Below are 15,049 nucleotides of genomic sequence, written 5' to 3'. Positions count from 1 at the left end.
GCCGCTGCCGGCCGCCCTGGCCACAGGTGAGCCGCAGTTCGCCGTCCGCAAGGGGCGGCCCGGCGTGCCCCGGGTGGCCAGGATCTCCGACTCGCCCGCGTCCCGGCGGGACCTCGCGGTCGGCACCGTGCTGCTCTCCGGTGCCAGCGGGACCCTGGGGGGTCTGTTCGCCCGGCATCTGGTCGCCCGGTACGGGGTGACCCGGCTGCTGCTCACCAGCAGGCGCGGTCCGGACGCCCCCGGCGCCGCGGAACTCGCCGCGGAGCTCACCGAGGCGGGTGCGACGGTCACCGTGGCCGCCTGCGACACCGCCGACCGCGACGCGCTGGCCGCGCTGCTGGCGTCGATCCCCGCCGAACACCCGCTGACCGGTGTGGTGCACGCAGCCGGGCTGCTCGACGACAGCGTCGTCGAGGCGATGCGGCCGGAGCAGCTCGAACGCGTCCTGCGGCCGAAGGTCGACGCCGCCCTGAACCTCCACGAGCTGACCGAGGGGCTCGACCTGTCGATGTTCGTGCTGTTCTCGTCGGTCGCCGGGATCCTCGGCCTGCCGGGCCAGGCCAACTACGCCGCCGCCAATGCCTACCTGGACACCCTGGCCCAACACCGCGCCGCGCGGGGCCTGCCGGCCGTGTCGCTCGCCTGGGGCCTGTGGGCCGAGGCCAGCGGCATGACCGGCCACCTCGCGGACGCGGACCTCGGCCGGATGCGCCGGGCGGGCCTCGCCCCGCTGTCCACGGCGGACGGACTGGCCCTGTTCGACGCCGCGTTGGCCTCCGGCGAGGCCCTCCTCGTCCCGGCCCGGCTCGAACCGGCCGCCGTGCGCGCCCAGGGCGTCGTGCCGCCGCTGCTGCGCGGGGTGGTCCGCGACCGGGTCCGGCGGGCGGCGGCCGCCGCCGCGGGCGGGCCGGGGGCGGTCGCGCCGCTCGGCGACGGCCTGGCCCGGATGTCCCCGGCCGACCGGGCGGAGACCCTCCTCGGCCTGGTCCGCGAGCACACCGCCGGCGTCCTGGCCCACGGCACACCCGGCGCGGTCGACCCCGGCCGCACCTTCAAGGAACTCGGGTTCGACTCGCTGACCGCGGTGGACCTGCGCAACCGGCTCGGCGCGGCGACCGGCCTGCGACTGCGCGCCACCCTGGTGTTCGACTACCCGACGCCGACGGCCCTCGCCACCCACCTCGGCGCCGCCCTCGGCCCGACCGACCCGACCGGCCCGACCGGCCCGACCGACCCGACCGACCCGATCGCGAAGCCCGCGCGGCCGGCCCGCGAGCTGGACGGGCTGGAGCTCGACGAGCTCTTCGACCTCATCGACGGCGAACTTGGCATGCCCTGACGGAGGACCCGTGAGCAACGAAGAGAAGCTGGTCGAGTACCTCAAGCGGGTCACGGCCGAGCTGCAGCAGACCAGACAGCAACTCCGCGACGCCGAGCAGGCCGGCTCCGAACCGGTCGCCGTCATCGGCATGGCGTGCCGGTTCCCCGGCGACGTCGGCTCGCCCGAGGACCTGTGGCGGCTGCTGGACGCCGGCGACGACGCCATCACCGAGTTCCCCGCCGACCGGGGCTGGGACCTGGAGGCGCTCTACGACCCGGACCCCGACACCCCGGGCCGCACCTACACCCGGCGCGGCGGATTCCTGCGCCGGGCCACGGAGTTCGACCCGGAGTTCTTCGGGATCTCGCCCCGCGAGGCGGTCGCGATGGACCCGCAGCAGCGGCTGCTCCTGGAGACCTCGTGGGAGGCGCTGGAGCGGGCCGAACTGCGCCCCGCCGCGCTGCGCGGCGCCAGGGTCGGCGTGTTCGCCGGGGCGATGGCCGCGGACTACGGCCCACGGCTGCACCAGGCCGTCGGCGGCGCGGAGGCGCACCTGCTCACCGGCACCACGAACAGCGCCGCCTCCGGACGGATCGCGTACACCTTCGGCTTCGAGGGGCCCGCCGTCACCGTCGACACGGCCTGCTCGTCGTCGCTGGTCGCGCTGCACCTGGCGGTGCAGTCGCTGCGCCGCGGGGAGTGCACGCTGGCGCTGGCCGGCGGCGCCACGGTGATGTCCACCCCGGGCATGCTCGTCGCGTTCAGCCGCCAGCGCGGGCTGTCCCCGGACGGGCGCTGCAAGTCCTTCGCCGACGCGGCCGACGGCACCGGCTGGGGCGAGGGCGTGGGCATGCTCCTGGTGGAGCGGCTCTCGGACGCACGGCGGCTCGGGCACCCGGTGCTCGCCGTGGTGCGCGGCAGCGCGGTCAACCAGGACGGCGCGTCGAACGGCTTCACCGCCCCGAACGGACCCTCCCAGCAGCGCGTCATCCGCCAGGCGCTGGCGGACGCCGGGCTGTCCCCGGCGGACGTGGACGCGGTCGAGGCGCACGGCACCGGCACCAGCCTCGGCGACCCCATCGAGGCGCAGGCCGTCCTGGACACCTACGGCGTCGACCGCGAACGTCCGCTGTGGCTCGGGTCGTTGAAGTCCAACATCGGCCACACCCAGGCGGCGGCCGGGGTCGGCGGAGTCATCAAGATGGTGCTGGCGCTCCGCCACGGCGTGCTGCCGAAGACCCTGCACGTGGACACCCCGTCCTCGCACGTGGACTGGTCGGCGGGGACGGTCGACCTGCTGACCGAGCGCCGCGCATGGCCGGCGACGGACGGGCCGAGACGGGCCGCGGTGTCGTCGTTCGGCATCAGCGGCACCAACGCGCACGTCATCCTGGAACAGGCGCCGACCCCCGAGCCGACCGAGCCGACCGAGCCGGAGGCCGTGGCCCCCGTGCCGCAGCCGCTCGCGCCGCTGGTGCTGTCCGGCAGGACGTCCGAGGCGCTGGTCGGCCAGGCCGAACGGCTGCTGCCCGCCGCGGCGGCCCTGGACCCGCTCGACGTCGCGTTCACGCTGGCGACGACCCGGACGGCGTTCGAACAGCGCGCCGCGATCGTGGCGGCGGACCGTGACGGGCTGCTCGCCGCCCTGCGCGCCGTCGCCGACGGCGACCCGGCCTCCGGTGTGGTGCGCGGCGTCGCCCGCCCCGGCCGGACCGCCTTCCTGTTCGCCGGACAAGGCACCCAGCGGCCCGGCATGGGCCGCGAACTGTACGCGGCGTTCCCGGTGTTCGCCGCGGCCCTGGACGAGGTGTGCGCCGCCTTCGACGGCCTCCTGGACCGCCCGCTGCGCGAAGTACTGCTCGGTGACACGGACACGGACACGGACACGGCCTCGGACGGTACCGACTCGGACGGGGCGGAACTGCTGGACCGCACCGGCTGGGCGCAGCCCGCGCTGTTCGCGGTCGAGGTCGCGCTGACCCGCTTGCTCTCCTCCTGGGGCGTGCGCCCGGACGCGCTCGCCGGGCACTCCATCGGCGAGCTGTCGGCGGCGTTCGTCGCCGGACTGTGGACGCTGCCGGACGCCTGCCGGGTGGTCGCCGCGCGCGGCCGACTGATGGAGCGACTGCCCGCGGGCGGCGCGATGGCATCGATCCAGGCGACCGCGGACGAGGTCGCGTCGGCGCTGACAGGCGACGACGCCGACGAGACCGGCGAGGCCGGTGTCGCCGCCGTGAACGGCCCGCGCTCGGTGGTCGTGTCGGGCGAGGAGGGCGCCGTGCTCCGCTGCGCCGAGCATTTCGCGGCCCTGGGCAGGCGGACCAAGCGCCTACGGGTCAGCCACGCGTTCCACTCGCCCCTGATGGACCCGATGCTGGAGCCCTACCGCGCGCTGCTCGCCGACGTGACCTTCCACGAGCCGGTGCTGCCGATCGTGTCCACGCTCACCGGCGAGCCGGCGTCGGCCGAGGAGCTGCGCTCACCGGAGTACTGGGTGCGCCAGGTCCGCGAGCCGGTGCGGTTCGCCGACGCGGTGCACCGGCTGTGCGAGGACGGCGTCACCCGGTTCGTCGGCGTCGGACCGGACGCGGCGGTCACCACGATGGCCGAGGGCTGCTTCACCGAAGGGGACGCGCTGCCCGTCGCGGTGCCGGTGCTGCGCGCCGACCGCCCGGAACCGGCCACCGCACTCACCGCGCTGGCCGCGGCGCACGTCCACGGCATGGAGGTGGACTGGCCCCGGGTGTTCGCCGGCACGGGTGCGACCGCCGTGGACCTGCCGACCTACGCCTTCCAGCGCGACCGGTACTGGATGGACGCCGTCGCGCAGCCGGGCGGTCTGCGGGCCGCGGGCCTGGCCGCCGGGGAGCACCCGCTGCTCGGCGCCGTGCTGACCCTGCCGGAGTCCGGCGCGACGGTGCTGACCGGCAGGCTCTCGCTGGAGGCGCAGCCCTGGCTGGCCGACCACGCGGTGCTGGGCCGGGTGATCGTGCCGGGCGCGGCGTTCGTGGAGATGGCGCTGCGGGCCGGCCGCGAGCTCGGCTGCCGGCTGCTCGACGAACTGACCGTGCACACACCGCTGGTGCTGGGGGAGCGCACCGGCGCCCGGATCCAGGTCGTGGTCGGCACCGCCGACGAGTCGGGCTGCCGCACGGTGTCGGTCCACGCCCAGCCCGACGGCGGCGACTGGATCCGGCACGCCGACGGCTCGCTGGCGGACGCGCCCCGGCCGACGGAGTTCGAGGCCACGGTCTGGCCCCCGGAAGGCGCGGACGAGATCGCCGTCGGCGCGGTGTACGCCGACCTCGGCGCCCGCGGCTACGACTACGGCCCGGCCTTCCAGGGCCTGACGGGACTGTGGCGGCGCGGCGACGAGATGTTCGCCGAGGTCGCCCTGCCGCCGGAGCCGGCGGCCGACGCGGACCGCTTCGGCCTGCACCCGGCGCTGCTGGACGCCGCGCTGCACACGGTCTGGTACGGCGGCTTCCTCGACGCGGCGGACGGCGCCGTCCTGCCGTTCGCCTGGTCGGGGGTGTCCCTGGCGGCGGTCGGGGCGTCCGTGCTGCGGGTGCGGATGGCACCCGCCGGCGAGGACGCGGTGACGCTGCAGCTCGCCGACGCGACCGGTGCGCCGGTGGCGTCGGTCGAAGGCCTGCGCTTCCGGCGACTGCCGACGACGGGTTCGGGCGGGCCCGCGGAGTCGATGTTCCGGGTGGACTGGTCGGCGGTGCCCGCCGAGCCCGCCGAGCGCGTCCGCTGGACGCTCGCGCACGGCACGGCGGACCTCCCCGCCGACCCCGAGGTGGTGTTCCTGCGCTGCCCGGCCGGCCCGGACGCCCGGCAGGTCACCGGTGCGGTGCTCGCCGTCATGCAGGAGTGGCTCGCCGACGAGCGGTTCGCCTCCGGCACGCTCGTGCTGGTCACCGAGGGCGCGGTCGGCGCCGAGCCGGGGGAGCGGGTCGGCGGGCTCGCCCAGGCGGGCGTGTGGGGCCTCGTGCGGTCGGCGCAGACCGAGAGCCCCGGCCGGTTCGGGCTGCTGGACGTGGACGCCGAGCCGGTGCCGTGGGACGCGGTGGCCGCGCTGGTCACCCTGGAGCCGCAGCTGGCGGTCCGCAAGGGCCGGGTGCTGGTGCCCCGGCTGGTCCGGGCCGAGGTCGGCAGCGGCGCCGCGCCACCGGCGGCGTTCGGCGCCGGAACGGTGCTCGTCACCGGCGGCACCGGCATGCTCGGCGGGGTCGTGGCCCGGCACCTGGTGAGCGCCCACGGCGTGCGGCGGCTGCTGCTCGTCAGCCGCGCCGGGGCCGGTTCCGCCCGGGGCGCGGAGCTGGCGGCCGAGCTGACCGGGATGGGCGCGGAGGTCGTCCTGGCCGCCTGCGACACGGCGGACCGGGCCGCGCTGTCCCGGCTGCTGGCCGACATCCCGGCCGCGACGCCGCTGACCGGGGTCGTTCACGCGGCGGGCGTGGTCGACGACGGCGTCCTGACCGATCTGACCCCGCAGCGCCTCGACACCGTGCTGGGCCCCAAGATGGTCGCCGCCTGGAACCTGCACGAGCTGACCCGCGACCTCGACCTGTCGGCGTTCGTGCTGTTCTCCTCGATGTCCGGCCTGATCGGCCCGGCCGGCCAGGCCAACTACGCGGCGGGCAACGCCTACCTGGACTCCCTCGCCCAGTACCGGCGGGCCCAGGGGCTGGCCGGGGTCTCGCTGGCCTGGGGCATGTGGGCCGAACGCAGCACGATGACCCAGCAGCTCTCCGACGTGGACCTGGCCCGGCTGGGCCGGCTCGGGGTGAGCCTGTTCTCGTCGGAACAGGGCCTCGCCCTGCTGGACGCCGCGCTGGGCCTCGAAGAGCCGGTGCTCGTCCCGGTCACCCTGGACCTCGCCTCGACCCGCGCCCAGCCGGACGTGCCCCCGATCCTGCGCCGACTCGCCGGCCGCGCAGTCGTACGCCGCACCCCGCGCTCGGCGTCCGCCCGCTCGGGCCCGGTCCTCGACCGGCTGGCCGCCCTGCCGGAGGACCGGCGCTTCGACGTGCTGCTCGATCTGGTCAGCACCCAGATGGCGGCGGTCCTGGACTACCCGACCGGACGCGCCGTCGAACCCGACCGCGCGTTCTCCGAGCTGGGCGTCGACTCGGTGTCCGCGGTGGAGTTCCGCAACCGCCTCGGCGCCGAGACCGGCCTCAGACTCGCCCAGACGCTGGTCTTCGACCACCCGACGGCGTCCGCCGTCACCCGCGAACTGATCCGGGAACTCGCGGCCCGCGTCCCGGCCCCGACCGGCTCGCTGCTCGCCGAACTCGCCCGCGTCGAGTCCGCCCTGACCCCGTCCTCGGTCACCGGCCCGGACGGCGACGAGGTCACCGACCGCATGGAGAGCCTCCTGGCGAAGATACGCGCCTACCGAGACGCCACCGACCGCCCCGAACCGAAACTCGACGTCACAGCGGCCACCGACGAGCAGCTCTTCCAGTTCCTGGACGGCAGCTGACGCTGCGTACGCCGGCCGGCGTCGCCGTCACACGCTGACGTCGACGCCCCTTCCGGCGGGCAGCCAGCGGAAGCGGTCCCGGATGTCGGCGGGGGCCGTGGCCAGGTGCCGTTCGATGGCTTCGCGGTTCTCGCGGAAGTGGTGCCAGCCCTCGTAGTGGACGGGGACGACGGTTCGCGGGGTGAGCAGACGGCACAGCTCCACAGCCTGAGCGGCCGTCATCGAGTAGCGGATCGGGCCCGTCAGCGGGAAGCGCACGCCGCCCATGTGCAACAGGGCGGTCCCCACGTCAAGGCGGCCGGCAAGGTGTCGTATCCCGTCGTGCAGGACGGTGTCTCCGGAGATCCAGAGCACGCCGTGCCGTTGTCCCTTCCAGTGGAGCGCGAAGCCGGTGACGTCCCCGGTGATCGGCCGGGACAGCGGCGGTCCGTGGCGAGCGGGGGTCGCGGTGACGTCGATCGTCGTGCGACCCGGGGCCCGGAGGCGCGTGGTCGTCCACGGTGCCAGGCCACGAGCGTTGCCGCCGAGGCGTTGTGCTCCGGACGGCGTGGTGAGCACGGTGTCCACGGTCGGCAGCAGAGCGCGCCCGGCCGTGTCGAGGTTGTCGCCGTGGTGGTCGTGGCTGAGCAGGACGGCGTCGACCGGCGGCAGGTCCGCGACGGCGAGGGCGGGACCGGACGCCTTGCGGGAGGACGTGCCCCAGCCGAACCGGTAGCGGCGCCCCGGCGGATCGAACGTCGGGTCGGTGAGCAGCCGCCAGCCGCCGACCTCGATCAGTGTGGTCGGACCGCCGATGTGGGTGACGCGGACGTCGGTCATGCCGTGATCCCTTCCGGTGGCCCGGGACGGCGGATATCACCGTCCCGGGCGTGCTGGTAGGCGCTAGCGGGCGTGCGACAAGGCCCACGAGAGCGCGTAGTCCGCGATCTCCTCCCAGCCTGGCGAGGCCGGCATCAGGTGCGGCTGCCCGGGATACACCTTGACTTCGGTGACGGTGTTCGACTTGTAGTGCTGGGCGTTGGACTGCTGGACCTTGGGCGGCATGAGGTGGTCCAGCTCGCCGGAGAGGAACAGCAGCGGTGCCCGGTCGTCGTTGTGGTAGTTCACCCAGATGTCCTGGTGGCCGGGCTGGAGGTTGGCCAGCACGCTGTTCCACAGGATGCGGCCCGACGCGGGAATCGCGTACCGCTCGTAGAGCGCCCGGGACTCGTCCTCGGGAAAGGTGTTGGTGAAGGCGTAATGCCACTGCTCAGGGGTGAGGCCGACCGCCTTGTGGTGGTTGGCGGGGTTCTTGAGCACGGGGAAGGTCGCCTTCACCTGACTCAGCGGGGTCACCTTCACGCCTTCGGTGGGCGCGGAGTTGATGGCCACTCCCGCCGCGCCGAAACCGTGGTCGAGCAGGACCTGGGTGAACGCGCCGCCCGCGGAGTGGCCGATCAGGACGGGCGGTCTGTCGAGCCCGCGGATCACGTTCGCCAGGCTCTCCATGATCTGCGGGGCGGTCACCCTCTCGATCGGGGTCGGGTCGGCGTTCAGGGACTCGACCTCTGCCTCGAAGCCGGGGTAGGCGGGCGCGAGCACGCGGTAGCCCTGCTTATCGTAGCGGTCGATCCAGTGCTCCCAGCTGCGCGGCGTCACCCAGAAGCCGTGGATCAGGACGATGGTGTCCGGTGCGTTCATCGGTGTTCCTTCCAGGACGTCAACGGGTGGCGCGGTGGGCGGCCAGGATCTGGCGGACCACGATGTCGGGGTGCGACATCATCACGACGTGGGAGGAGCCCTTCACCTCGACGGTCGTGCTCCTGGCGCGCTGGGCCATGAAGCGCTGCACCGCGGCCGGGATGACGTGGTCGGCGGTGGGGATCACGTACCAGGACGGCAGGCTCCGCCAGGCCGGTACGCCGCTGCCGGAGGCCAACCCGCCCACGCTGCCCGGGCGTTGGGTGGCCGCCATGAGGCGTGTCACGGAGGTCGGCAGATCCTGGGCGAAGACCTCGTGGAACTTCGCCTGGTCGATATAGCCGTCGGTGCCGGTTGTGCCGTCGGGCAGCGGGAACGGGCGGGTCACCAGCGCATCCTTCAGTTTACTGCCCGGGAACATGTCGGCGAGTTGCAACGCGCTCTCGCCCTCGTCGGGCGCGAAGGCCCCGACGTACACCAGTGCCTTGACCTGGGAGCGATCGCGTCCGGCGTTGGTGATGACCTCGCCGCCGTAGGAGTGGCCGACCAGGATGACCGGGCCGGGGATCGTGTCGATGACGCTGGAGACGTATGCGGAGTCAGTCGTCAGGTCGCGCAGGGGGTTCGCCGGGGCGATGACCGGGAAGCCGGCCTTCAGCAGCCGGGCGACGACGTCGTTCCAGCCGGAGGAGTCGGCGAACACGCCGTGCACGAGCACGACGGTCGGTTTCGCGCCGCCGCCCGGGCGGGCGGCGGCGGGGGCGGGGGCGGCGCCGAGCGTGACGGCTCCCGCCGCGAGCAGCCCGCCGAGTACGCGGCGGCGGGGCTGACCTTCGGGAATCATGCGGTGGTTCCTTCTGTGGTCAGGAGTTGAGGAAGTCCAGCAGGTCGGCGCCGAGCTGTTCCTTGTGCGTGTCCGTGATGCCGTGCGGCGCGCCCGGGTAGACCTTCAGCGTCGCGTTCTTGATGCGGGCCGCCGACGCCTTGCCGCCCACCTCGAAGGGCACGACCTGGTCGTCGTCGCCGTGGACGACCAGGGTCGGCACGTCGAAGGCGTCCAGGTCGGCGCGGAAGTCGGTGGCCGAGAAGCCCGCGATGCACTCGTAGGCGCCTCGGTGTCCGGCCTGCAGGCTCTGGCGCCAGAAAGCGTCCCGGATGCCCTGGGACACGTCGGCGCCGGGCCGGTTGTTGCCGAAGAACGGGCCGTCGGCCAGATCGCGGTACAGCTGTGAGCGGTCGGCGAGCGAGCCGGCGCGGATCGCGTCGAACGCCTCGACCGGTACACCGCCGGGATTGTCGTCGGTCTTGAGCATGAACGGCGGTACGGCGGAGACCAGCACGAGCTGCGCGATGCGGGCGGTGCCGTGCCGCCCGATGTAGCGGGCGACCTCCCCGCCGCCCGTGGAGAAGCCGACGAGCGTCGCGTCGCGCAGGTCGAGCGCGTCGATGAGGGCGGCGAGGTCGTCGGCGTAGGTGTTCATCTCGTTGCCGTGCCAGGTCTGGGAGGACCGGCCGTGCCCACGACGGTCGTGGGCGATGGCGCGGAAGCCGTTCGCGGCGAGGAACAGCTGCTGCGCCTCCCAGCTGTCCGAGTTCAGCGGCCAGCCGTGGCTGAGCACGACCGGCCGGCCCGTGCCCCAGTCCTTGTAGAAGATCTGCGCTCCGTCGGTCGCGGTGACATAGGGCATGGAAAGCTCCCGTCTGCAGGATCTGTTCGGTCGCCCCAGCCTCGGCCAGGACGGACGGTGCCCGAATCCCGTGGAGCGCGTAGGCGTGGCCGCCGTCAGTCGTCGAACGCGTGGTGGAGTTGGCGCCGGGACGTCACGTCGAGCTTCCGGAAGACCTTCCGCAGGTGGTAGTCGACGGTGCTGGCGCTGATGTACAGCTGGGCCGCGATCTCGGCGTTGGTGGCTGCGCCCTTGGCGAGGCGGGCGATCTGGAGTTCCTGCGGGGTGAGTGTGCTCGTCGTCCCGGCCGTCCCGCGCCGGGGGTGCGCCCCGGTGGCGGCAAGCTCCTTGGCGGCGCGCGCCGCGTATCCCGTGGCCCGCATGGCGTCGAACATCGAGACGGCCGTGCGCAGGTGCTCGCGGGCGTCCTTGCGGCGCTTGCGGCGGCGCAGCCACTCGCCGTACAGCAGGTGGGCGACGGCGAGATCGGAGCGGGCTCTTGTGCCCGACAGGAGGGTGATCGCCTCGTCGTACAGCGGCTCGGCGTCGTCGACAGGTGCGAGCAGGGCGCTCGAGCGGGCCAGCAGGCCCAGGGCCCAGGGCGTGCCGGAGGCCGTTGCCCGGGAGGCCAGCGTGGCCAGCGTGGTCGTGGCCAGGAGCCGGTCGCCGCAGCGTACGGCGGCCTCGACAAGGCAGGGGAGCAGCCGGGAGTGCACCCCGAGCACGTCCTGCTCGATCAGTTCGTGCGCGACAGTGCGCGCCTCGGCGTAGTCGCCGCGGCTCAGGGCCAGCACCACCATGCCGATGCGGGCGATGGACTCGACCGCACCGCTGCCGAGCCAGGTGCCGGCCTCCAGCGACCCGCGCAGCACCGCGTCCAGGTCGTCGCGCCCGCCGTGCCAGGCCATCAGCTCGGGATGCCGGTAGATGGCCCACACGTCGTCGTTCGCGCCGATCGCCGCACGAATCTGGTGGCTCTCGGCCAACAGGTCGTCGGCGGCCGCCAGCTCGCCGAGATTGGTCTTGGACATCGTGGCGCAGTACAGCGCGGAGTCCAGTTGCCACAGGGAGCCGGTCCGCCGGGCCACGTCAGCCGCCCGCCCTATGACAGCGATGTGCGTCTGCTCATCCCAAAGGATCATCGACAGAGTGACGGCGGGCAGATAGGCGCGCAGCACCTCCTCCTCGGGGGTGTCCGGGTCCAGCACCACGGCGCAGGCCCGCCGCAGGTGCGGTACGGCCTGTTCGTAGCCGTCGGTGGCCAGGACCGCGAAGCCGCGCAGCACGAGGTCGACGCCGGTCGCCTCACCGGTGCGCGGGACGAGCGTCTCCACGGCCCGGGCGATATCGGCCGGCGTCGTGTCCCGTATGAGGTGCTCCGCGGTGATGACCCGGTCGATCGCCCTCAAGAGCGCCTCACGAGCCAGGTCCGGAGCGCCGTCGGAGAGGAATCGTGCGGCGCGCACGCACAGCGCCGGCGCCTGCGCGAACGAATCCGCGCGGCCCAGCGCGATGCCCGTGTTCGCCCGGACGAGCAGGGCCCGGCCCTGGCCGACCTCCCCGAGCAGCTCCCCGTCGATCCCGTCCAGCAGCGACTCCGCCTGGAGCGGCGCCCCGGCCCGCAGCGCCGCCTCGGCCGCCGCCAGCAGGCGCCCCACTCGTACGTCGCTTTCGGGCGTCAGCTCGGCCGCCCGGGTCAGGAAGGTGGCGCGCGCGGCGTAGCCGCCTCGCGCGCCCGCCCGGTCGGCCACGCGTTCCACCTCCGCGGCGACGGCGGCATCGGTCCCGATCGCGGCCGCGGCGAGATGCCAGGCACGCCGGTCGGCGTCGGCCGGGCGGTCGGTGACCTGGGCCAGCGCGTGGTGCGCCCGCCTTCGCTCGACGCTGGTGGCGCCGCTGTACACCGCCGACCGCACCAGCGGATGGCGGAACTGCGCGGCGGCGTGCAGCACCACGAGGCGCGCGGCTTCGGCCGGACCGGAAGCCTCCGTGCCGATCCCGAGCAGGTCTGCCGCGCTCATGAGGTACCTGAGATCACCGCCCGCCTCGGCGGCGGCGAGCAGCAGCCAGGTCTGCGTCGGCTCCGGCAGCTCGCGGACCTGCTCGAGGTAGTGCGCCTCCAGCCTGCCGCCCACGGGCAGCGGTTCGGGCAGTGCGAGCCCTCCGGAGAGCTGGTCGGCGGACAGTTCCCGGCCCAGGTCGGCCAGTGCCAGCGGATTCCCGGCCGTGGCGGCCACGATCCGCGCCGCGACACGGGCGTCGAGCTGTCCGGGGACGGCCTCCCGCAGCAGTTCCAGAGCGAATTCTTCCTCCAGCCCGGCGACTTCGGTGCAGGGAATGCCCGCAGGTGCGTCGAAACCGGTCCGGGCGGCGAACAGCAGACCGACGCCCTCGGCGTGCACCCGCCGACCGACGAAAGCGAGCACGCCCAAGGACTCCTTGTCGAGCCACTGCACATCGTCGACGCAGGCCAGCACAGGTCGTTGCTTCGCGGCCTCGGCGAGCAGACTGAGCGTCGCGAGCCCCACCAGGAACTGATCGGCGGCCGGGCCGTCGGCCAGCCCACAAGCCACCCGCAGCGCCGCGCGCTGGGCCGCGGGCAGCGCGCCGGGCTCCTTGAGGCCGTCCAGGAACGGCAGGAGCAGACGGTGCAGCGCCGCGAACGGGAACCCGGACTCCGGCTCCACCCCCGCCACCCGCAGGACGCGCAGGTCGGCGGCCTCCGCAGCCGCATGATCCAGCAGGACGGTCTTACCGATCCCGGCGTCACCGCGCAGGACGACGACGCCGCTCAACCGCTCGCGCAGGTCCGCGACCAATCGACCGAGGGTTTCACGTTCCCTGACCCGCCCCTTGAGCATCACGCCGACAGTCCGTTCACTGCCACGGTCAGAGCCCTCTTGCGTAACCTGCCCCCCACGACAACCCCTCCCGAGTCGCTCGGCATTCGACTATCTTGATAGTCGAGACATATTTAGCTTGATTGTCGTGCTACTTGAATGTCAAGGGAACCAGTGGAGTCCGTCGAAGAACTGCGCGCCCGGCTCGGCGAGGAGGCGCAGGCGTATCAGGCCTCGTTCGATGCCGTGGACGAGGCCGCCGCCTCACTTCTCGGTGTCAACCGCACCGATCTGCGCTGCCTGGAGATCCTGGTCGGGCAGGAGAGCGTGCCCCCGAGCCGGCTCGGCGCCGCGCTGGGCCTCACCACCGGCAGTGTCACCGCGATGCTCGACCGCATGGAACGCCTGGGCTACCTGACCCGCACCCCGGACCCGGACGACCGTCGCAGAACGCAGATCCGCATCACCCCCGAAGCCGCCCGCCTGGCCTGGGAGATCTACGGGCCCATCGCCGAGGAAGGCGCCGCCGAGATCGCCGCCTACACCGGCGACGAACTCGCCGCGATCATGAACTACCTGCGCCGCAGCCGGGCTCTCCAGGACCGCCATCGCCTCCGCATCGCAGCCATGCCCCCGGCCCCCGGCCGCAGGTGACCTACCGCGTGTGTGTCGATTTTCATAGACATCTTTGGGTCCGGGCATGTCATTGTTCGGTGAAGAAAGCCTCTGACCTGCAGAAAGCGGGCGGAGAGCCGTATTCGGGAGCCCAAATGCTGCGCACCATGTTCAAGTCCAAGATCCACCGCGCCACCGTCACCCAGGCCGACCTGCACTACGTGGGATCGGTGACCATCGACGCCGAGTTGTTGGACGCCGCCGATCTGCTGCCCGGCGAGCTCGTGCACATCGTCGACGTCACCAACGGGGCCCGGCTGGAGACGTACGTCATCGAGGGGGAGCGGGGGTCGGGGGTGGTCGGGATCAACGGGGCCGCCGCCCATCTCGTCCACCCCGGCGATCTGGTGATCATCATCAGTTACGCTCAGGTGACCGATGCCGAGGCGCGGACGCTGGAGCCACGGATCGTGCACGTGGACCGCGACAACCGGATCGTGGCCCTCGGCGCCGACCCGTCGCAGCCGGTACCGGGCTCCGACCAGGAGCGCAGCCCGCACGCGGTGTCGGTCTGACCGCAGCAGCCCTCGCACCGGGAGTGCCCATGAGCGACATCGAGATCCGCGACGACCGGGCGGCCGGCCGCCTCGAAGCCGTCGGCGAAGGCGGCGAAGTCGTGGGCCGCATCGAGTACTTCGTCCTGGAGTCGCCCGGGCGCGCGTTCGTCCCGGTGCACACGATCGTCGAGCCCGCCCACGAGGGCAAGGGCATCGCGGGGTCGCTGGCGCGCGAGCTGTACGCCGTCTCCGAGCGCGAGGGCGTTTCCGTGGCGCCGCTGTGCCCGTATGTCGTGAAGTGGGCCGCCCGTCATCCCGACGAGGCTCCCGCCGCCGACCCCGAGCTGCTGGCCGCCGCGAAGGACTGGCTGCGCGCGCACCCCGGCCGGTTCTGACCGGGTGAGTGACCGGGCGCGCCCCGGGTACGCGGGGAGTGGTCCAGAGCCAAGCGCGACAACTGGCCGGAGGACACCATGACCGACCCGCACCCCACCCCGCCCCCGGTCCCCCCGGACCCCTTCCCCACCCCGGTACCCACCCCGCCCCCACCCCCCACCCCGGAACCGCCCCCTTCCCCGATCCCCCCGGGCCCGGAACCACCCCCCATCCCAGACCCAGGCCCACCCCTGACCTGACCCCAGCGCCGCGCCCCCCAAGGGGCGCGGGGAACCGCGCACCCAACCCCCACACACCCGCCCCCGACCGACGGGCGCATGCCCCCCCAGGGGCGCGGGCAACTGCGCGGCCACCCCCCACGCACCCGCCCCCGACCGACGGGCGCACGCCCCCCAAGGGGCGCGGGGAACTGCGCGAGCAACCCCCCACTCACCCGCACCCGCGCCCCCACAGAACCCCCCACCCCCCCTCGCGCACCG

The 15,049-nt window shown here is 73.7% G+C and carries 8 protein-coding genes and 1 pseudogene; 4 read left to right on the top strand and 5 right to left on the bottom strand.

The features are described 5' to 3' along the window. A pseudogene (locus ACWCPF_RS20150) lies at positions 1-6,815 on the top strand (SDR family NAD(P)-dependent oxidoreductase); the annotation flags it as partial. Between the two features lie 27 nt (positions 6,816-6,842). Here ACWCPF_RS20150 and ACWCPF_RS20145 read toward each other — a convergent pair. From ACWCPF_RS20145 to ACWCPF_RS20125, 5 genes are all read right to left on the bottom strand, one after another. Next, a complete protein-coding gene (locus ACWCPF_RS20145) occupies positions 6,843-7,634 on the bottom strand; it encodes an MBL fold metallo-hydrolase (RefSeq protein WP_451046402.1) in 792 nt (263 codons plus the stop codon). A gap of 63 nt (positions 7,635-7,697) precedes the next feature. Then, complete coding sequence (locus tag ACWCPF_RS20140; protein WP_451046401.1) at positions 7,698-8,495, bottom strand: alpha/beta hydrolase; 798 nt, start codon at positions 8,493-8,495, stop codon at positions 7,698-7,700. 19 nt (positions 8,496-8,514) lie between these two features. Beyond that, positions 8,515-9,339, bottom strand: coding sequence for an alpha/beta fold hydrolase (locus ACWCPF_RS20135; RefSeq protein ID WP_451046400.1), 825 nt, complete (start codon positions 9,337-9,339; stop codon positions 8,515-8,517). 19 nt (positions 9,340-9,358) lie between these two features. Next, on the bottom strand, positions 9,359-10,183 hold the full coding sequence (locus tag ACWCPF_RS20130; RefSeq protein WP_451046399.1) for an alpha/beta fold hydrolase: 825 nt from the start codon (positions 10,181-10,183) through the stop codon (positions 9,359-9,361). 95 nt (positions 10,184-10,278) lie between these two features. Continuing rightward, complete coding sequence (locus tag ACWCPF_RS20125) at positions 10,279-13,023, bottom strand: AAA family ATPase (RefSeq protein WP_451046398.1); 2,745 nt, start codon at positions 13,021-13,023, stop codon at positions 10,279-10,281. Positions 13,024-13,176: 153 nt separating this feature from the next. Here ACWCPF_RS20125 and ACWCPF_RS20120 point away from each other — a divergent pair, with 153 nt between their 5' ends. From ACWCPF_RS20120 to ACWCPF_RS20110, 3 genes are all read left to right on the top strand, one after another. Continuing rightward, a complete protein-coding gene (locus ACWCPF_RS20120; RefSeq protein ID WP_451046397.1) occupies positions 13,177-13,656 on the top strand; it encodes a MarR family winged helix-turn-helix transcriptional regulator in 480 nt (159 codons plus the stop codon). Positions 13,657-13,772: 116 nt separating this feature from the next. Further along, positions 13,773-14,192: an aspartate 1-decarboxylase gene (gene panD / locus ACWCPF_RS20115; protein WP_451046396.1), complete on the top strand. Its 420-nt coding sequence runs from the start codon at positions 13,773-13,775 to the stop codon at positions 14,190-14,192. 29 nt (positions 14,193-14,221) lie between these two features. Next, entirely contained in the window at positions 14,222-14,569 is a 348-nt protein-coding gene (locus ACWCPF_RS20110) for a GNAT family N-acetyltransferase (RefSeq protein ID WP_451046395.1), read from the top strand. Positions 14,570-15,049 lie beyond the last annotated feature (480 nt).

Source organism: Streptomyces sp. NPDC001858 (genome assembly GCF_053594615.1).
Note: the sequence above shows the minus strand (reverse complement) of the source record. Positions and strands in the feature narration are given on the sequence as shown.